The organism is Mycobacterium sp. (assembly GCF_965229105.1).
Taxonomy (GTDB): Bacteria; Actinomycetota; Actinomycetes; order Mycobacteriales; family Mycobacteriaceae; genus Mycobacterium.
This window is the reverse complement of record NZ_OZ245858.1, coordinates 3,327,214-3,345,112: the sequence shown is the minus strand read 5'-3', so window position 1 is coordinate 3,345,112 and position 17,899 is coordinate 3,327,214. Positions and strand designations below refer to the sequence as shown.

The following is a 17,899-nucleotide window of genomic DNA, read 5'->3' as shown; positions in this document are numbered from 1 at the left end:
ATCAGGCATAACAGCTTGACGGCGCCCTAATGAAGGGCCATCCTGTCTTATGCATGATTTATCAGGCATAAGGAGAGTCATGGCACGCCCGAGGCGCACGAATCCGCAACGCGATGACCTTATGCCTGAATTAACAGGCATAAGCCAAGCCTTCATCGAGCGAAGATTGGCACTGCAGCTCACCCAGGAGATGCTGGCCGACCTGGCCGGAGTGTCGCGCTACAGCGTCCAGACCTTAGAAGCTGGGACCGGTGCAACCAAGATCGGTTCGGTCCTGGAGATCGCCAACGTCCTTGGGCTGCACCTCGACGTGAGTTCGGCGCCGGAATGACGGACCGAATTGGCCTCGACCTTCGCGAGGTCACGAAAGCCGACGTATACATCGGCGAGGTGCTCGCCGCCCACCTGACCCGCGAACGCGGAGATGCCGTCAGCTTCGGCTATCTGAATGAAGAACCTGGCGAAGGCAGCGTACGAGATCGATCGGTTTCCTGGTCGTTACTGCGGTCTGGCGAGTATCCGGTCATCGCCGCGGGAGGGGCCGTTCCACCCTTTTTCGCCGGACTCTTGCCAGAGGGCGTTCGACTCGGCGTCGTCACCTCATCAACAAAGACTTCCGCGGATGACCATCTGACATTGCTGCTCGCGATCGGCGCCGACACTATCGGCAACATTCGAGTGTTCCCCGCCGGCGCCGCTCCCTTCCTGCCGCTGCCATTATTCGAACCGGAGCGAGACAACGACTTTCACGCAGTCTTTGCGAAGCTGACGGGTTCTGTCGATGCCGACCCTGTCGGTTTGGCAGGAGTTCAACCCAAAGTCAGTGCCGGCATGATGACGACACCGACTCAGACTCGTGCAGGACCCGCAATACTCAAGCTGAACCCTGCCGGCTTCCCGCTCCTCGTCGAAAACGAGCACTTCTTCATGCGGATGGCGTCGGCATGCGGACTGCGAGCCGCTCAGACAACGTTGCTACACGATGGGCAGGGTCGCAGCGCTCTATTGGTAGATCGATTTGATCGGGTTGGGCCGGTACGGATACCGCAAGAAGATGCATGCCAAGTAACCGACCTGTATCCGGCATCGAAGTACCGCATCAAGACGGAGACCGCTTTGACAAAACTCGCCGAGGCTTGCGGACGCGGAGGCGGGTCGCGAGTGATAGCACTTGTCGAGTTGCTGAAAGTTGTTGTCTTCAGCTGGTTGATCGGGAACGGGGACCTGCACGGAAAGAACATGTCGATCTACAACCCCGATGGATTATGGCAGCCGACCCCCGCCTACGATCTCCTCTGCACACAGCCGTACGCCGGGTGGAACGACCCCATGGCGCTCAACCTATACGGACGTGCGAACCGCCTCACGCGCACTAACTTCATCGAGGCGGGCGAACGGCTTGGGATACGCGAACGGGCTACGAAAAACATGATCGACACCATTATCGACGTCGCAACTGCGTGGCCGGATCGATGTGGCGAGATAGGTTTTGACGACCGGCAAACAGAGCGCCTTGCACAAATGTTGCACACCAGGCTCGACAGTTTGAGGTGACCTGACAGCACTACACCGATCAAGGGCCACGAATCAGTACATCCGCCGGTCCGACGTCCTTGACTAGGGATTGACGGGTCGAGAACAAAAACGGAAGGCAGCCCGCGGATTCCTCACCGATGCTGGAGTTATCAACAGGAAGTTGACCGGGGCGGGGAACAGACCGATCGCGGCAGTAGCCGTCGAGAATGCCGTCACCGAGAGGATCTCGTAGACCCAGCTCATGAAGGGGCTGTTGGCCACCCACGGCAGGGTGGCGACCAGGAGTGGCAGCGCGGTGTCGGCCACACCGAATTGCCAACACGGAAAGTCTGTCGCAAAAGCGGTGACTTGCCACGATCAGCCACTCCACTGAAAGATCTCAACTTGTATCGCAGGTGGCGAAGTCCCCCTTCGGACACGATTTTTTTGCAGAGATCCCCGGCTGTTGACCTGGGTTTCTGCATTGTGCAGCGGTTACATCCAGGGCGGCGGCGCGAACCCTGGATCGGCATCCAGCTCATCGGCCCCGCGGCCGGTCGCCCAGCGCGCGATTCCGGCGGGTGTTCCGCTCACCTGTGTTGATGGGATCTCGTCGAGCAGCTGCGCCAGCACCGGGGCGGGGAACTCCGCGAACAACGCACCGGTAGCAAGGTCGACGGTATGCAGCCACACCTCCTTGGCCCGCATCCACAGGGTGGCACTGGCCGGTACCTGCGCGCCCGTCACCGTGCGGACGCGCGCCTGCCAGGCCTGCCCGGGCAGTGCGGCCCACTTTTCGGTCAGCTCCGCCGCGCTGGCGGCCACGAATTCGCGCAGCACGCCCGGTGAGGCGTGGGCCCCGTCCTCGATCTCGGCGGCCCGAGCCTGCACCGACGGATACATCGGTGTCTCGATACCGGTGCGGGCCCAGTCCACCAGCCGCGCCAGTCCCCGGGCGTTGTAACCGATATGGGCGACGACATGGCGACGTTGCCACCCTGGCAGCAGCGAGGCGCCGTCGAATCCGTCGTCGCCGAGCGCGTCGAGGTGCCCGGTCAGCCAGGTCTGGCCCTGCTCGACAATGCGCAGCCGGCCGGGGAGGTCCAGATCGTCAAAACGTTGAGATCCCACCGTTCGACCCTAGCCAGGACACGGTGGATCACGCACTCAAAGTGGCATCCGCAGTGGGCGGCTCTAGCGGCGGTCCGCGAGCCGGGTCAACAGTTGTCGCAATCGTTGTTGTGGCATACCGATCACGGGTGTCGAATCAGCCGGCTGAGCGACGACCGGCGGCGCGATGACTGGCGGCGCGATAACGACCGACGTCACAGTCGGCCCTGCCGCAGGCACCGGAACCGCATGTGTCGGAACCGAACCGGCAGGAATAGCGATCATCGGTGGTGCGGGGGCCGGGCGCTGTGACACCGAGACCACCGCGACGAACAGCAACGCTGCCCCCACCCCGAGCACACCGCCGGGCAGCAGCAGGGCTCCCCATCCTCGGCGATCAACCGACTCCGCACGACTAGGACCTTCTGCGCTCTGAACGGGAAGTGGCACAGTGAGACTCAGCGGCGGTCCGTGATCGGCCGATATTGAGCGAACGGCCAGCTGCAGGTCGACATCATCGAAACTCGCTTGCTGCCGCACGACGGATGTGTCGGGCATGTCGCCGCCTCCGATTTGTTCGCTTACTTCATTGGACTATAGCCACGACCAGAGATTCTTGGCCCCCGCGCCGCCTCACGCCCGCCAAACACGTGCGCAGACACGATGGTGTCCTACCGCTCAAGAGCTGAGCGGGTTCAAGGAAAGTGAGGAGTTGCACATGACTACGAGGCGCACCGTAATACGTTGGGCGGCAGCAGCTGTCACCGGCGTCGCGCTCGTCGCGGTACCAATGGCTGCCACGGGGATCGCGACGGCCGACCCCGGCGTGGGCTGGGGACTTCCCGGTCCGGGCATCGGTGGCTGGGGCGGCCCGGCATCTGGCCTCGGCGTGCTGCCTGGCGCCGGTCTCGGTCTGCCGGGAGTCGGGCTTGGTGGGACGGGTGGCCCCCTGTCCGGGCTGGGAGTGCTCCCAGGCCTCGGCGTCGGCCTGCCCGGTCCTGGCCTGCTCTGACCTGGTCGATGAGGGGAGTGTGCCGCGTCCGCGATGGCGCGGCACACTCCCCCGCCACCTACCCATCCGACAAGCCCAGACATCACCAAATCAAGGAGAACATCATGACCACTCTGTTAACCCGCGTCCGCGGAACGCTGCTGAGCATCGGTGCCGCGTCGATACTCGGCGCCGCAGTCTTCGTCTCACTACCGGGGCAGGCAGCCGCCGCAGATGATTGCACCGCGAGCGGCCTGGCTCGCACGGTATCCGGTGTCACCAGCGATGTGGCAGATTACCTCGATGCTCACCCAGATGTGAACACCGCCTTCACGAACATGAAAGGTCAACCCAGACAACAAATGCGAGTAAGTGCCGAGCAGTACCTCGCCGCCAATCCTGCGGTGCGTTCCGATCTTCAAGGGCTGCGGTCGCCGCTGACCGAATTCGGCCAAAAGTGCGGGATGACGATTCCCGCGGGTGGACTCCTCGGGGGCTGAGCGCGGTCGCGCGCCTCCGAGCCAAGGTCCTCACAGTGCCCAAACACCATCTCCAGGCACCATAGACAGGTGCGAATCCTTGTGGTCGAAGACGAAGAGTTGCTGGCTGACAGCATCGCGGCTGGTTTGCGGCGACACGCCATGGCCGTTGACGTGGTCTACGACGGCGCCGCCGCACTTGAGTACGCCAGTATCAACGACTACGACGTCGTGGTCCTCGACCGCAACCTGCCCGCGGTGTCAGGCGACCAAGTGTGTGCGACGCTGGCCGAAGCCGGTGGCACCGCCCGCATCCTGATGTTGACCGCCGCCACCGCGGTGGCCGACAGGGTGGCCGGGCTCGGCCTGGGTGCCGACGACTACCTGAACAAGCCGTTCGCATTCGCCGAACTGGTCGCGCGCGTGCAGGCATTGTCGCGCCGATCACGGGCGGCGGTGCCGCCAGTTCTTGAGCGCGACGGTATCCGGCTCGATCCGCACCGCCGGACAGTCACCCGGAATGGTGAACCTGTTCCGTTGTCCCGCAAGGAGTTTGCTGTGCTATCAGAGTTGCTATCGGCAGCCGGGGGTGTGGTGTCAGCCGAATATCTGCTGGAGAAGGCCTGGGACGAACACATCGACCCGTTCACCGGGGTCGTGCGCTACACCATCATGATGGTGCGCAGGAAGCTCGGCGACCCGCCGGTAATCGAAACAGAACCCGGCGTGGGATACCGGATCCGATGAACCTCTGGGCCCGATCGACGATCAGGACCCGACTGACGGTCCTTTATGCGGGCGCGTTCTTCGTGGCCGGAGCCGCGCTGGTCGCGCTGATGTACTTCTATCTGGATCAGTCGCTGAACCACAGCCCCGGCGACACAGCACTGTCGGCTGCCCGAAACTTCCTCAACGAGCGCGGCGACGACCGTTACCCGCTGATCGACAACGTCGTCGACGCAATGGTCCAGCAGGCCGAACAACAACGGCGCGACACGCTGCGCACGATGCTGACTTTCTCGCTGGCCTCGCTCGGCGGAATCGGGTTGATCGCTGGTGTCTTCGGCTGGCTACTGGCCGGACGCGTCTTGGATCCACTTCACGAGGTGACGGAGACGGCGCGCCGGATCGCCGACCATAACCTCCACGAACGCATCTCACTGACAGGCCCGTCGGACGAGATCAAGGAACTCGCCGACACCTTCGACGCCATGCTTGAGCGCCTCGACCGGGCTTTCGACGGCCAGCACCGTTTCGTGGCAAATGCTTCACACGAGTTGCGCACGCCGCTGGCGATCAATCGCACGCTGATCGAAGTCGCGCTGGAGGACCCTGCAGTGCCGGAGTCGACCAGAAAGCTCGGTGAAACCCTGCTGGCCGTCAATCACCGGCATGACCGCCTCATCGACGGGCTACTTGTGCTGGCCAGCAGTGAGCAAAGCACGGAAAAGCACACCCGCGCCGATCTGGCGGAGATCGCCGCCAGGGTGCTGTCCAGCACTGAAGCTCGGGCCAGAATTGCCGGGGTGCGCGTATCTTCCCAGCTGACGAGCGCGGCCGTGATCGGCGACACCGCACTGCTGGAAAGACTTGTAGGCAACCTCGTCGACAATGCGTTGCGCTACAACATTTCCGGCGGCGGCTGGGTGCATGTCACGGTGACCGGCGACGCACGATCGGCGCGGTTGACGGTGGAGAACACCGGCCCCGTCGTTCCGCCCGGTGAAGTTGACGGCCTCTTCGAGAGATTCCGCAGACTCACCAACGACGAAAACCTCAACGGCCAACAGTCCACGATCGGAGGCGCCGGCCTCGGTCTGTCCATTGTCCGTTCGGTCGCCACCGCGCACGGGGGCCGAGTCCGGGCAACCGCCCACCCACAGGGCGGACTCACCGTCGAAGTGATATTCGTGACTGCCCGGTAACCGTTCCCCGGGTAGTTCGCTTACTATCGCCCGGAAATGATGGATAGCCATTGAATTCCGACCCTCACGCGCGGCCTAAATACGTTATAGCCACCGCACGTTCGAATTGCTTTCGCGGATGACGATTCAGCCAGCTCTACATCGCGTCATGAATTCGCCTTCTAACGCTAAATTGTCCTTCTAACAGGCCTTTCTGAAATTCCGCGATTCTCGAAGGCAAGTGCAATTAAGCCAATCGAACGTAACACGTAGGGTGTTGGTTCAGCGTTAGTGGTTCGCAGCAGATGTTTACAAAACTTGCTAATCAAGCCGCTGCATTTATAAACACCCACGGGGTACTTTTATTACGCAGATGACCGCGTAAATTGAAAGGAACCAATGTCCAGCCATTCTCTCCAAGCCAGCATCCTGACCGGGTTGGGTGTGCTCGCCGCGTGCGCCACCCTCGCCTCGCCGCCACCACCAGTCACCCTCGTCAGCGCCGCGCTGCCCGCGCAAATCCGCGACATCCTGGCTGCTACCCACGTAGAGGTTCAGGGTTATCGCGCGGAGATCGGATCCGAGCGAGTCATGATCGTCGCGAACCGGCACGCGGCGGCCGAGGCCATCGTTGCCGTCATCGACAGCGTCCGCAGGGGCGAGACTGATCCGTTCACAGGTCAGATCCGGGCCGTAGCTGCAGCCACATTCACTGACAACCAGACCCTGCGCGTAGCGATCGCCGACACGCACCAGGACATCTGGGAGGCGCGTGCGGCCGCGGTAGGCGACATCCGGACAGCTATCGCCGACGACTTCGACGGTTCAACCGTCGAAGAGATCGGCGGGATCGTGGCTACCGCACACGCCGCCATCACGACAGACCGCTCGGTGATCGCCACCGAAGCATCGTCGAACAAAGCGATCCGTCACTCGACCGCTACCGATATCCACGACGTCGTCAGAAGTGCCGCTGACGGGGATATCGACAGGGACGAAACGTCCGACGAGATCCATGCGCTCGTGACAGATTCACATGCCGAGATCAAGACGAATCACGTCGAGATGGTCGCGGCCCATGTGGACATCAAGTCCACCAAAAAGACTGCGACGAAAGATGTTCACAACGCAGTCAAGGATTCCCGCAAGGACACCGCGAAGAAGTAACCTCGCCAGGCGAATGACAATCGTCGGGCCCTCGTCTGGAGGGACGAGGGCCCGACGGATCTCACCGCACGGATAGATGTTTTTGCACGTCCACCGCCATGAAGAGGTACTCGATCTGGGTGACCGATAGCCCCGATGCCTCGCTCAGGTCTGACAACGGGCGGCCACCGGCCTCCACGTACGCCATCTCACGTGCGATCTGCAGGCTCACTTCCCGCGCGGTATCGAGCGCATCCAGGTACCTATCACCAAGTGCGCGAATGTGATTCACGGCGTTGTAGTCGCCGATCCAACGGAGTTTTGCGGATGAATTCCGCAATTCGGTAATGTCGTACATCAGCTCTGCCCGTGCCTGGTCAGCCGTCACTTCATCTCCTTCGCCCGCCTGACCTCCCAGCATCCTCGACGTGCCGTTTGGCCAGTGTTTGTATTGAAGCCGGCGTCTAGTACACGTCGCGCACGTAGCGTTTATCGGCGACCAGCGTGCGCTTGTAATCGTGAGCCTGCTCATCAGACATGCCGCCGTGCACCTTGATGATCTCGGTGAGCGCGGTATCAACATCCTTGGCCATCGCCGCGGCATCCCCACACACATAGAAGTGCGCCCCGTCTTCGAGCCAGCGCCACAACTGGGCGCCATGATCGATCATTTTGTGCTGCACATAGATTCGTCGCTTTTGATCGCGGGAGAAGGCCAGCTCCAGGTGACTGAGCAGGCCGTCAGTCACCATATCCGTCAGATCGTCGCGGTAGTAGAAATTTTCGTCCCGGTGCCGGTCACCGAAGAACAGCCAGTTGGGTCCTTGGTGTCCCAGCGCGCGCCGCTCCTGCAGAAAGCCGCGAAACGGCGCGATGCCGGTACCTGGGCCCACCATGATCATCGGTGTCGACGGTTCGGCAGGCGGCCGAAAGTGCGGTGACCGCTGAAGGAACACCGGAACCGTTGTGCCGTCGGGTGAATCGGCAAGGAACGTCGAGGCCACTCCCCCACGCGGACTACCGTCACCGCCCGGGTAGCGCACCACCGACACCGTGAGCTGCACTTCGTTGGGACTGACCAGCGGGCTACTGGAAATCGAGTACTGGCGAGGGGTCAGTCGCACCAGTACCTCTTGCCACTGCTGGGGATCGGCACGCACCGGGAACTCCGCGACGATATCGAGTCCGTTGCGGTTGCGCAGCCAGGTGTCCAGCTCGGCACGGGGCGCGCGCAGCTTCTTGGCCGCGGCCCGGTCACCGCACTGCTGCGCCACGAACTTCAGCAGGTTCGGGGTGACCCGGCAGATGTCATAGGAGGACCGCAAAGCCGACCGCAGGTCCACCTCGACGCCGTCCACCTCGACGTGTTCGGCACCGGCCAGGCCGGTCGCGGACAACCAGCTGTCGGTCACGGCGTCATTGTTGGTGGCGTACACACCCAGACAATCACCTGCGGCGTAGCTGACCCCATGTTCTGCGGTGTGCGCGGAGATGTCGAAGCCGAACTGGCGCACCTCTTTTGCCGAGTTCGACGGGGTCAGCCGGATATTGCGGCACAGCGGTGCACCCACCGGGGTGGCCCGGGTGAAGGACGCCGGGGCGGTGGGGCTGCGGGTCGGGACTGCGGGTGCAGCGCTCGGGCCGGTGTCACGGACCAGGTCGGTGACCCGTTGCGCCCAGTCGGCCAACGGCTCGTCATCGTAGGCCTCGTACTCGGCGCGATCCATCAGCTTGCTGGCACCGAGGTCGGCCAATCGTTGGTCCAGTGATTTGGCGTAGCCGCAGAAATTGTCATAGGACCGGTCACCGATGCCCAGCACCGCGTACCGCACGCCTGCGAGCTCCGGGGCATCCGCTGACTGCAACCGAGCCCAGAAATCCGCACCGTTATCAGGCGGGCCACCATCGCCGAATGTGCTGGTCACCACGACGATCTCGGTGGCGGCGGCCAAATCGGTGATCTCGCAGTCATTCATGTTCACGATGCGCGAACCCGCGCCAAGGCCGCCGGCCACCCGCGCGGCGAACTCCTCGGCATTCCCGGTCTGCGATGCCCACACCACCAAGGGGCCTGCGGCGGGCGCCGGTGCTGTGCACGTCTCGGTGGCCCGGGAGTACTTCCCGGCCAGCAGCCCGTCCACCCACAGTCGCGTGATCCGGCCGACCGGTGCGGCATCAGGTAGCACCGGAACCCCGGCCGACCCGTCGGCCAGTCCGGCGAAAAAGCCGGACAGGTAGACCTTTTCGTCCTCGGTGACGTCGGGCATGCCGGCTGGCAGTTCCCTGGGCACCGGCCGCAGGCTGATAGCACAGACCTTGAATTCGGGTTGCAGCGATTCGGGATCGACGGCATCGTTGGTCAGTGCGTTGACGGTCAGATACTCACCGTGTTCGTCGTTCCAGTGAAATGGCACCCAGACGTTCCCGGGCCGGACCCGGTCGGTGAGGACGGCGGGCAGCACGGCCCGCCCGCGACGAGATACGAGTTCGACGGATTGGCCGTCGCCGATGTTCTGCGCGTGAGCGTCATCGGGATGGATCTCGACGAAGGGCCCGCTGTTGAGTTTGTTGAGTTTGGCTACCGTGCCGGTCTTGGTCATGGTGTGCCATTGATGTTGTAGGCGACCGGTATTGAGCACCATCGGATAATCGTCATCGGGCAGTTCGCGGGCATCCATATGCGGGCGGGCAAAGAAGACGGCCCGGCGCGACGGAGTGGCGAACGCTAGTCGTGGCCGGTTACCGGTGTCGTCGGTGAACAGATGCTGACTCACCCCGTCGTTGAGGTAGCGGATCGGATTCCGCTCGCTGCCCTCGGGCGGCACCGGCCACTGCAACGGGGTCTCCCGCAGCCGCTGATAGCTCGCCCCGCGCAGGTCGTATCCGGTGCGGGGATTCCAGAACCTGCGGATCTCGTCGAAGATCTCTTCACTGGACTTATAGGTGAAGTATTCCCCGAAGCCAAGGTGCTCGGCGACACCGCAGATCAGCTCCCAGTCGGGGCGCGCGTCCCCGGGTGCCGGGATCGACTGTTGCAACAAGGTCAGGTTGCGATCCGAATTCACCATCACCGCATCGGTTTCGGCCCACAATGTGGCAGGCAGCACGATATCGGCATAGGAGTTGGTGGCCGTGGCCCGGTAGGTGTCCTGGGTGATCACCAGCTCGGCGGCCTCAAGACCGCGAATCACTGTACTTCGATTGGCAACGGTGGCAACGGGATTGGTACAGATGATCCAGCAGGCCTTGATATCACCGTCTGCAAGCCGGCCGAACATCTCGATGGTTCCCGGCCCGATATCGGATCTGATGGTGCCGGGAGGGATCGCCCAGACGTCTTCGACGAAGGCCCGGTCCTCGGCGGACAGCACCGAGCGCTGACCCGGCAACCCCGGTCCCATGTAACCCATTTCGCGGCCGCCCATCGCGTTGGGCTGGCCGGTCAGTGACATCGGTCCGCTGCCGGGCCGGCAGATGGCGCCGGTGGCCAGATGCAGATTGCAGATCGCGTTGGTGTTCCAGGTGCCGTGGGTGCTCTGGTTCAGCCCCATCGTCCAGCAGCTCATCCACTCCCCCGCGTCCCCGATGAGCTGGGCGGCGGTCCGGATATCGGCTTCGGCCAGACCGGTGATCTCGGCGACCCGATCGGGGGTGTAGTCGGCGAGGAAGGCAGGCATCGCGGCCCAGCCCTTGGTGTGTTCGGCGATGAATTCTTCGTCGATGCACTGGTTTTCGACCAGGAGATGCAACAGTCCGTTCAACAGCGCCAGATCGGTGCCCGCCCTGATCTGCAGGAACAGATCAGCCCGTTCGGCGGTGGTGGTACGGCGCGGGTCGACGACGATCAGCTTTGCGCCGGCCTTGATCCGGTCCGCCATCCGCAGGAACAGGATCGGATGGCAGTCGGCCATATTCGAGCCGGAGACGAAGAACAGGTCGGCGGCGTCGAAATCGGTATAGGAACCCGGTGGGCCGTCGGCCCCCAGCGACTGTTTGTAGCCGGTGCCCGCGCTGGCCATGCACAACCGGGAATTGGACTCCAGGTTCTTGGTGCGCAGGAATCCCTTGGCCAACTTGGTCGCCAGATACTGGGCTTCCAGCGACATCTGACCCGATACGTAGAGAGCGACCGCGTCAGGTCCGTGTTTGTCGATGACGGTCTGCAGGCGCCGGGCCGCCTCGGCGATGGCATCGGTCGCCGAGGCGGGTACCAGTTCGTCGGCGCGGTCCGGCCGGATCAGCGCTGAGGTCAACCGACCCTCATCGGCCCACATCAACTCGGCGTGCGTCGCACCCTTGGTGCATAGCCGACCGAAGTTGGTGGGGTGCAGCTTGTCCCCGGACACTCTGGCGATAACGGGGCGCCCGTCTTCGACTTGCGTCTGCACGGTGATGCCACAGCCGACGCCGCAATACGAGCAGGCCGTGCGGGTGGTGACCAGCTGCGTCACCCCGCGCCAACGGGTGCTGCCGTCCGGCCACCCACCTCAGTGCTGGTTGCCGCGGACGACATCCGCAGGAACACAAACCACGTCACGATGGCGCAAACCACGTAGAAGCACAGGAACACCCAGAACGCGTTGGTGGCCGAATGTGCGCTGCCGACATAGGAGGCGCGCAGCACCATGTTGATGAAGACGCCACCCAGTGCGCCGACGGCACCGGCGAAACCGATCAGGGCGCCCGACATCCGTCGCGACCAGGCCGCCTTCTCCTCACGGCTCCATTCGTCATGGCCCTGGGCTTTGGCCTCGAAGATGGACGGGATCATCTTGTATGTCGAACCGTTGCCAATCCCGGAGAGGACGAACAGCAGGATGAATCCGGCGACGAAGCCGGTCATCTGAGCGCCGGTGGGCGCGCCCGCCGTGGCGTCATCCAACATGCCCGACACCACCAGGATGCCGGCGGCGAACATCATCGCGATGAACGTGTACATGGTGATCTTGCCGCCGCCGATCCGGTCGGCCAACTTGCCGCCGAACGGGCGGGATATCGAACCCAGCAGTGGGCCGATGAAGGCGATCTGTGCCGCATGCAGCGACGCCTGTGCGGCGTTGTCGCCACCGGCGAGGAAGTTGATCTGCAGCACCTGGCCGAAGGCAAAGCTGAACCCGATGAACGAACCGAAGGTGCCGATGTAGAGAAAGCTCATCACCCAGGAATGTTTGTACCGCAACGCCTCGAACATGGCGCCGAGGTTCGACTTCTGGTTGCGCAGGTTGTCCATGAAGAACGCGGCGCCCACCGCGGCCACGCCGATCGCGACAAGGTAGATGGCACAGACGATTTCCGGTGCGGTATTGCTGATGGTGGCGATCACCAGCAGTCCGATCAACTGGATCACCGGCACGCCGATATTGCCGCCGCCCGCGTTGAGGCCCAGTGCCCACCCTTTGAGTCGCTGTGGGTAGAAGGCGTTGATGTTCGTCATGGACGACGCGAAGTTACCACCGCCGAACCCGGCGAACGCCGCCACGATCATGAACGTGGTGTAGGAGGTGCCGGGGTTCTTCATCACGTACCAGGTCATCATCAGCGGGATGAGCAGGAGCAGGGCGCTGACGATCGTCCAGTTGCGCCCGCCGAAGCGAGCCGGGGCGACGGTGTAGGGGATGCGCATGAAGGCACCGACCAGGGTGGGCATCGCCACCAGGTAGAACTTCCCGGCGGCATCGATGTGGTAGACGTTCTGCGGCATGAACAGGACCATCACCGACCAGATGGACCAGATGGAGAAGCCGACGTGTTCGGCGACAATCGACCAGATCAGGTTGCGTTTCGCTACCCGATTTCCTCCCGATTCCCAGGCGTCGACATCCTCAGAATCCCAGTGGTCGATATCCCGGGTGCGGGACAACGGTGCGGGCATGTGGCCTCCCAGCCTGAATAAGCAGTTGGGATATGTCTACGGAGCTCGAATGCCGCAGCCGTTGCCCTTGCGTGACTGAAATGTCAAGACTGGCTCACAGTGCGCCAACCCTCACCGTGAGCCGGTTCCGATGTGCACAGGGGTATTCATGGGCGCATTGCCGGCGAAACCAACCGGAAACATACCGCTTCTAGCTTCGAGCCAGATACTCCCGCCACCCACCAGAAGGTGAGCACAGCCCATGACCGACGGAAGCCAACCACGATTCCTGCAGGGCGCGTTCGACTTTGACGGTGCCGGCTATGACAAGCCAGTCCTGATCGACGATGCGCTGCGTTACGTCGTCCCGCCCGGCGCGACCACCCAGCCAGTGTATTTCCGCGGCGGCAACTCCAGTAAGCAGATGGTCAGCGTGGTGCTTTACCGCGACGGCGAGCCCATGCGGTATTTCCCGATCGCCGCCAAAGGTGCCACCCACGTCGCGTTGCGGGTGGTGGAGGATCTGCTGGCCGACTCCGTCGTCGAGCTGTTCATCGCCGCCCCCGCCGGATCGACCGGCACCCTGATCATCGATCTCGGGCTGGTGGAGTTCTAGATGGCGCGCCTTGTCGTCGTCGGCAACGGAATGGCCGGTATCCGGGCCATCGAGGAGATCTTGGCGCTTCAAGACAAGAGAAGCGGCGGGGAATCATTCGACATCACGGTGTTCGGCGACGAACCCTACGGCAACTACAACAGGATCCTGCTGTCGAATGTGCTTGCCGGTAGCGATGATCCGGCGGAGATCTATCTGAACACCCTGGACTGGTACAGCGACAACGCGATCGATCTGCGGGCCGGGGTCCGGGTGGTGCGCATCGACAGCTTCGCCCACCTGGTGCACGCCGATGACGGCTCGGTGGTGCATTACGACAAGCTGATTCTGGCCACGGGCAGTCGGGCTTTCTTCCCGCCGATGACCGGTCTGTGGGCCGACGATAAGACCCTCGCGGACGGGATCTTCGGCTTCCGCACCCTCGATGACACCGAGACGATGATCGCCGAGGCCGCCACCCGTTCCAAGGCTGTCGTGATCGGCGGTGGCCTGCTGGGCCTGGAGGCGGCCCGCGGGCTGCAGACCAGGGGGATGGCCGTCGACGTCGTACATGCCGGCCCAACGCTGATGAACGCCCAACTCGACGATCTTGCCGGTGCGATCCTGCGAAAGTCGGTGGAAGCCCTCGGCATTGGCGTACATGTCTCGAAGCGGACCACCGAGGTGCTGGTGGAGGACGGCACCTTGGCGGGGATCGTGTTCTCCGACGGTCAGCGCCTCGACTGCGACATGTTGGTGGTCGCGGCCGGCATCCGGCCCAATGTCGGGCTGGCGCAGCGCGCCGGGCTCACCGTCGAGCGGGCGATCGTCACTGACGATCACATGCGGTCGGTTGACGATGACGATATCTACGTCGTGGGCGAATGCGCCCAGCACCGCGGTCAGGTCTACGGTCTGGTGGCGCCGCTGTGGGAGCAGGCCAAGGTGCTGGCCGAGCATCTGACCGAAACCAATATCACCGCCGCGTATCACGGCTCGCGGGTGGCCACCAAGCTCAAGGTGGCCGGCGTCGACGTCGCGGCGATGGGGATCAAAGCACCGGAGCATCCCGATGACGAGTTCGTGCAGTATTCCGAGCCGCGACAGGGTGTGTACAAGACCATCGTCATTCGGGACGGGAAGCTGGTGGGCGCCACCCTGGTCGGCGATGTCAGCAAGGTGTCCTTCCTGACTCAAGCCTTCGACAACGGGTTGGCGCTGCCGGAGGAACGGATCGCCCTGATGTTCGATATCGGCACCCCCGATGTCGAGGTCGGGGTGGCCGAGCTGGCCGATGACGCCCAGGTCTGCAACTGCAACGGGGTCAGCAAGGGTGCCCTGGTGGCATGTGTCCGCGACGGGACGACCTCGGTCAGCGGTGTGATGGCAAAGACGAAGGCAGGCAAGGGCTGCGGTTCCTGTAAACAACTCGTCGGGCAGATCGTCGAATGGGCGGCCGACGGTGCGGTCACCGAGGACCCGTCGGCGTCCTGGTATGTGCCGGGTGTGCCCTACGACAAGCCCACGTTGATGCGGCTGATCCGGGAACTTCAATTGCATTCGGTGTCATCGGTATTCGCCGCGCTGACCCCCGATGGTCAGCCGGATGCCGGTTCGAAGATGGCGCTGGCGTCGCTGCTGGAGATGATGTGGGGCGAAGAGTTCGTCGACGAGCGCGACGCCCGGTTCATCAACGACCGGGTGCATGCCAACATCCAGCGCGACGGCACCTTCTCGGTGGTACCGCAGATGAAGGGTGGGGTGACGTCCATCTCGCAACTCCGCAAGATAGCGGATGTCGCCGAGAAGTACGAGGTTCCGATGATCAAGCTGACCGGCGGACAGCGCATCGATCTGCTCGGTATCCGCAAAGAGGACCTGCCGGCGGTGTGGGCCGATCTGGACATGCCGTCCGGATACGCGTACGGCAAGAGCTTCCGGACGGTGAAAACCTGTGTGGGCAGTGACTTCTGCCGATTCGGTGTCGGCGATTCGACCGCGTTGGGCATTGCGCTCGAGGAGCGTTATCAGGGGCTGGCCAGTCCGGCCAAGATGAAGCTCGCCGTAACCGGGTGCCCGCGCAACTGCGCCGAGTCGCTGTGTAAGGACCTCGGCGTGGTGGCGGTCGACGGCGGACGGTGGGAGATCTACGTCGGCGGCGCCGCGGGTGCGCATATCCGCAAGGGCGATCTGTTGGCCACCGTCGACAGTGCCGAGGAGGTGATGGTGCTGACCGGGCGCTTCCTGCAGTACTACCGCGAGGACGCAAACTGGTTGGAGCGCACCTATGCGTGGGTGCCCCGCGTCGGGATCGAGAAGATCCGCGCTGTGGTGGTCGATCGGGTGGACGAGGACGTCGCCGATGGGCTGGACGCCCGGATGGCGAAATCGGTTGCTGCCTATCGCGATCCGTGGCAGGACGGCAAGCAGCCGGCCACCGAGGGTCAGTTCCGGACGTCGTTGCCACTGATGGTGCTGCCGCAGGTGCCGGTGCGATGAGCGCCCGCGCGAAGAGCGAGGGGTTCCGATGAGCGAGGTGGTGGTCGGCCCGGTCGATGACGTACCCCTCGGCGAGGGCCGGGCATTCGCCGTCGACGGGGAGCAGGTCGCGGTGTATCGCCTGCGGGACGGTTCGCTGCGGGCATTGAGTGCCGTGTGCCCGCACAAGGGTGGACCGCTGGCCGACGGCCTGACCGACGACAAGGTGGTGGTGTGCCCGCTGCACAATTACGCATACGACATATCCACCGGCGCTGAGGTTTCCGGAACTGGGATGGCCGTGCGCAGTTATCCGGTCGAGGCCATCGACGGGACGATCCGGATCAGCACCTGAGGGGCGTGAGCTATTCCGGCTCCTTACCCTCGTCCTTGGGTGGTTGCAGGAGTTCTTCGGGGTGGTGGTTGAGGTTGACGCGGCCTTGGCCGGTGTCGAGGTGTGGTGGGGGTATCCATTCGGTGCGGCCGTCGCGGCGTTTGCGGGTGCGCCACCCGCCGGGTCTGACGAATTTGTTGTGCGATCCGCAGGCCGCGGCGAGGTCATCGACATCGGTGAGTCCACCGTCGGCCCAGTCGCATTCGGCGTGGTGGGCTTCGGTGAGATAGCCGGGCACATCACAACCCGGGAACGTGCAGCCGCGATCCCGGGCGTGCAGCACGATGCGTTGATCAGCTGAAGCGATCCGTTTCGAGCGACCCAAGTGCAGGGCCCGGCCGTTGTGGTCGAAGATGACCAGGTAGTGGTAGGCGTGGGCGGCCATCCGGATCACATCAGACATCGTCAGCAGCGAGCCGCCGGCGGTGCGGGCCACCCCAATTTTGGCTTCCAACTCCGCCAGGGTGGTGGAGACGATGATCGTGACCGGTAGCCCGTGGTGGCGGCCCAGCTTTCCTGACGAGAGCAGGGAGCGGCCCATCGCGACGGTCGCGTCGTGGCGGCGTTGCGCCGGGGTCCGGTGATCACCTTTGATATGCGCTTCACTCGGGGTGCCTTTGGTGCAGGGCTTGTCGTCCTCGGGGTTGCACATCCCGGGGCCAGCCCATTTAGTGAATATTGCTTCCAGGGTGGCGCGTGCTACGGGGGTGAGGTTCCCGCTGATCGAACTCATCCCGTCGGGGCCTTGCCGGCCGATCGTGATGCCGCGTTTGTGGGCCCGATCGGCGTCGGAGAAGTCGCCGTCGGGGTTGACCAACGCCGCGATCAGGGCTGCGGCCGACCGGAGCTGTTCGGGACCGAACTCACTGGCCACCCCGGCGAGCTCGGCTTCGGCTTTGTCCCGGGTCGGCAGGTCCACCCACACCGGCAACTGGGTGAAGAATCCCCGAATGATCGTGATGTGTTCGGCACCGATGACACCGGCGGTCTGCCCGGCCGCGACGTGCGGCATCACCGGCGGCAGGGGTTCACCGGTCAACGATGTGCGCTCGCCCAGAACCTCAGCATCAGCAAGGCGCCGTTTGGCGTCCTTGCCTCCGATCCGCAGGGCGGTGGTCAACACATCAGCGAAACTCTTCGCCCCCAACTCTTTCGCGGAACCCTCGCGCACCAACTTGGCCAACAACCGATGCTCAATCACCGGTTGGCGCCGCGACAGAGTCTCCAACCTCGCTAAGACTCGGACGACTTCCGGGTTGGTCAGCCCATCAAAGGACACCCCGGCCATGGCGTCGACTGCGGCTTCCAACCCCGACAACGCCGCAAGGACGGTATCGCGATCAGAAACCAACGCCGAACTCATACCCAAACACTACAAACCCCCACCGACACAAAACCCACATCTGAAACACCAGTGACAGAAGAGGTTTCACTAA

General features: G+C 63.5%; 17 protein-coding genes. 10 read left to right on the top strand and 7 right to left on the bottom strand.

Annotated elements, in window-relative coordinates; genetic code table 11:
- Positions 1-121: 121 nt before the first annotated feature.
- Together relB and ADBZ9O_RS15625 are read left to right on the top strand one after the other, a co-directional pair.
- Positions 122-331 (top strand): type II toxin-antitoxin system RelB family anti-toxin, encoded by a 210-nt coding sequence (relB, locus tag ADBZ9O_RS15630; protein WP_526532757.1) that lies wholly within the window; start codon positions 122-124, stop codon positions 329-331.
- Positions 328-1,554, top strand: coding sequence for a type II toxin-antitoxin system HipA family toxin (locus ADBZ9O_RS15625; RefSeq protein ID WP_526532755.1), 1,227 nt, complete (start codon positions 328-330; stop codon positions 1,552-1,554). The genes relB and ADBZ9O_RS15625 overlap by 4 nt, the downstream gene beginning before the upstream one ends.
- Before the next feature lie 63 nt (positions 1,555-1,617).
- On the opposite strand, the gene ADBZ9O_RS15620 is transcribed toward ADBZ9O_RS15625, so the two are convergent.
- From ADBZ9O_RS15620 to ADBZ9O_RS15610, 3 genes are all read right to left on the bottom strand, one after another.
- A complete protein-coding gene (locus tag ADBZ9O_RS15620; RefSeq protein ID WP_526532753.1) occupies positions 1,618-1,842 on the bottom strand; it encodes a hypothetical protein in 225 nt (74 codons plus the stop codon).
- Positions 1,843-2,010: 168 nt separating this feature from the next.
- Positions 2,011-2,646 (bottom strand): maleylpyruvate isomerase family mycothiol-dependent enzyme, encoded by a 636-nt coding sequence (locus tag ADBZ9O_RS15615; RefSeq protein ID WP_526532751.1) that lies wholly within the window; start codon positions 2,644-2,646, stop codon positions 2,011-2,013.
- Positions 2,647-2,709: 63 nt separating this feature from the next.
- Positions 2,710-3,183, bottom strand: coding sequence for a hypothetical protein (locus ADBZ9O_RS15610; RefSeq protein WP_526532749.1), 474 nt, complete (start codon positions 3,181-3,183; stop codon positions 2,710-2,712).
- A 160-nt stretch (positions 3,184-3,343) separates the two neighbouring features.
- Here ADBZ9O_RS15610 and ADBZ9O_RS15605 point away from each other — a divergent pair, with 160 nt between their 5' ends.
- The 5 genes from ADBZ9O_RS15605 to ADBZ9O_RS15585 all read left to right on the top strand — a co-directional run bounded on the left by ADBZ9O_RS15605 (position 3,344) and on the right by ADBZ9O_RS15585 (position 7,166).
- Positions 3,344-3,637: a hypothetical protein gene (locus ADBZ9O_RS15605; RefSeq protein ID WP_526532747.1), complete on the top strand. Its 294-nt coding sequence runs from the start codon at positions 3,344-3,346 to the stop codon at positions 3,635-3,637.
- Between the two features lie 104 nt (positions 3,638-3,741).
- Positions 3,742-4,116: a hemophore-related protein gene (locus ADBZ9O_RS15600; RefSeq protein ID WP_526532745.1), complete on the top strand. Its 375-nt coding sequence runs from the start codon at positions 3,742-3,744 to the stop codon at positions 4,114-4,116.
- Positions 4,117-4,185: 69 nt separating this feature from the next.
- Entirely contained in the window at positions 4,186-4,842 is a 657-nt protein-coding gene (locus ADBZ9O_RS15595) for a response regulator transcription factor (protein ID WP_526532743.1), read from the top strand.
- Complete coding sequence (locus ADBZ9O_RS15590) at positions 4,839-6,020, top strand: sensor histidine kinase (protein ID WP_526532741.1); 1,182 nt, start codon at positions 4,839-4,841, stop codon at positions 6,018-6,020. The genes ADBZ9O_RS15595 and ADBZ9O_RS15590 overlap by 4 nt, the downstream gene beginning before the upstream one ends.
- A 378-nt stretch (positions 6,021-6,398) precedes the next feature.
- A complete protein-coding gene (locus ADBZ9O_RS15585) occupies positions 6,399-7,166 on the top strand; it encodes a hypothetical protein (RefSeq protein WP_526532739.1) in 768 nt (255 codons plus the stop codon).
- 61 nt (positions 7,167-7,227) lie between these two features.
- On the opposite strand, the gene ADBZ9O_RS15580 is transcribed toward ADBZ9O_RS15585, so the two are convergent.
- The 3 genes from ADBZ9O_RS15580 to ADBZ9O_RS15570 all read right to left on the bottom strand — a co-directional run bounded on the left by ADBZ9O_RS15580 (position 7,228) and on the right by ADBZ9O_RS15570 (position 13,017).
- A complete protein-coding gene (locus ADBZ9O_RS15580) occupies positions 7,228-7,533 on the bottom strand; it encodes a hypothetical protein (protein ID WP_526532737.1) in 306 nt (101 codons plus the stop codon).
- A gap of 76 nt (positions 7,534-7,609) precedes the next feature.
- Positions 7,610-11,596, bottom strand: coding sequence for a bifunctional nitrate reductase/sulfite reductase flavoprotein subunit alpha (locus tag ADBZ9O_RS15575; RefSeq protein ID WP_526532735.1), 3,987 nt, complete (start codon positions 11,594-11,596; stop codon positions 7,610-7,612).
- Positions 11,593-13,017 carry a nitrate/nitrite transporter gene (locus ADBZ9O_RS15570; RefSeq protein ID WP_526532733.1) on the bottom strand — a complete coding sequence of 475 codons (1,425 nt, stop codon included), beginning with the start codon at positions 13,015-13,017 and terminating at the stop codon, positions 11,593-11,595. Before ADBZ9O_RS15570 ends, ADBZ9O_RS15575 begins: the two co-directional genes overlap by 4 nt.
- A gap of 241 nt (positions 13,018-13,258) precedes the next feature.
- On the opposite strand from ADBZ9O_RS15570, the gene ADBZ9O_RS15565 reads away from it, so the two are divergent.
- The 3 genes from ADBZ9O_RS15565 to ADBZ9O_RS15555 are packed head-to-tail and all read left to right on the top strand — an operon-like array spanning position 13,259 to position 16,424.
- Positions 13,259-13,612 (top strand): molybdopterin oxidoreductase, encoded by a 354-nt coding sequence (locus ADBZ9O_RS15565; RefSeq protein ID WP_526532731.1) that lies wholly within the window; start codon positions 13,259-13,261, stop codon positions 13,610-13,612.
- Positions 13,613-16,090, top strand: coding sequence for a nitrite reductase large subunit NirB (gene nirB, locus ADBZ9O_RS15560; protein ID WP_526532729.1), 2,478 nt, complete (start codon positions 13,613-13,615; stop codon positions 16,088-16,090).
- 28 nt (positions 16,091-16,118) lie between these two features.
- Positions 16,119-16,424, top strand: a complete 306-nt coding sequence (locus tag ADBZ9O_RS15555) for a Rieske (2Fe-2S) protein (RefSeq protein ID WP_526532727.1) — start codon at positions 16,119-16,121, stop codon at positions 16,422-16,424.
- A gap of 10 nt (positions 16,425-16,434) precedes the next feature.
- Here the strand turns inward: ADBZ9O_RS15555 and ADBZ9O_RS15550 are convergent, their stop codons facing one another.
- On the bottom strand, positions 16,435-17,826 hold the full coding sequence (locus ADBZ9O_RS15550; RefSeq protein ID WP_526532725.1) for an HNH endonuclease signature motif containing protein: 1,392 nt from the start codon (positions 17,824-17,826) through the stop codon (positions 16,435-16,437).
- Between the last annotated feature and the right edge of the window lie 73 nt (positions 17,827-17,899).

Bases quoted from the DNA above. Each gene is read 5' to 3' on its own strand.
- ADBZ9O_RS15570 (WP_526532733.1), bottom strand. From the start codon at position 13,017: ATGCCCGCACCGTTGTCCCGCACCCGGGATATCGACCACTGGGATTCT.
- ADBZ9O_RS15585 (WP_526532739.1), top strand. From the start codon at position 6,399: ATGTCCAGCCATTCTCTCCAAGCCAGCATCCTGACCGGGTTGGGTGTG.
- ADBZ9O_RS15550 (WP_526532725.1), bottom strand. From the start codon at position 17,826: ATGAGTTCGGCGTTGGTTTCTGATCGCGATACCGTCCTTGCGGCGTTG.
- ADBZ9O_RS15555 (WP_526532727.1), top strand. From the start codon at position 16,119: ATGAGCGAGGTGGTGGTCGGCCCGGTCGATGACGTACCCCTCGGCGAG.
- ADBZ9O_RS15590 (WP_526532741.1), top strand. From the start codon at position 4,839: ATGAACCTCTGGGCCCGATCGACGATCAGGACCCGACTGACGGTCCTT.
- ADBZ9O_RS15605 (WP_526532747.1), top strand. From the start codon at position 3,344: ATGACTACGAGGCGCACCGTAATACGTTGGGCGGCAGCAGCTGTCACC.
- nirB (WP_526532729.1), top strand. From the start codon at position 13,613: ATGGCGCGCCTTGTCGTCGTCGGCAACGGAATGGCCGGTATCCGGGCC.
- ADBZ9O_RS15565 (WP_526532731.1), top strand. From the start codon at position 13,259: ATGACCGACGGAAGCCAACCACGATTCCTGCAGGGCGCGTTCGACTTT.
- ADBZ9O_RS15610 (WP_526532749.1), bottom strand. From the start codon at position 3,183: ATGCCCGACACATCCGTCGTGCGGCAGCAAGCGAGTTTCGATGATGTC.
- ADBZ9O_RS15625 (WP_526532755.1), top strand. From the start codon at position 328: ATGACGGACCGAATTGGCCTCGACCTTCGCGAGGTCACGAAAGCCGAC.
- relB (WP_526532757.1), top strand. From the start codon at position 122: ATGCCTGAATTAACAGGCATAAGCCAAGCCTTCATCGAGCGAAGATTG.
- ADBZ9O_RS15600 (WP_526532745.1), top strand. From the start codon at position 3,742: ATGACCACTCTGTTAACCCGCGTCCGCGGAACGCTGCTGAGCATCGGT.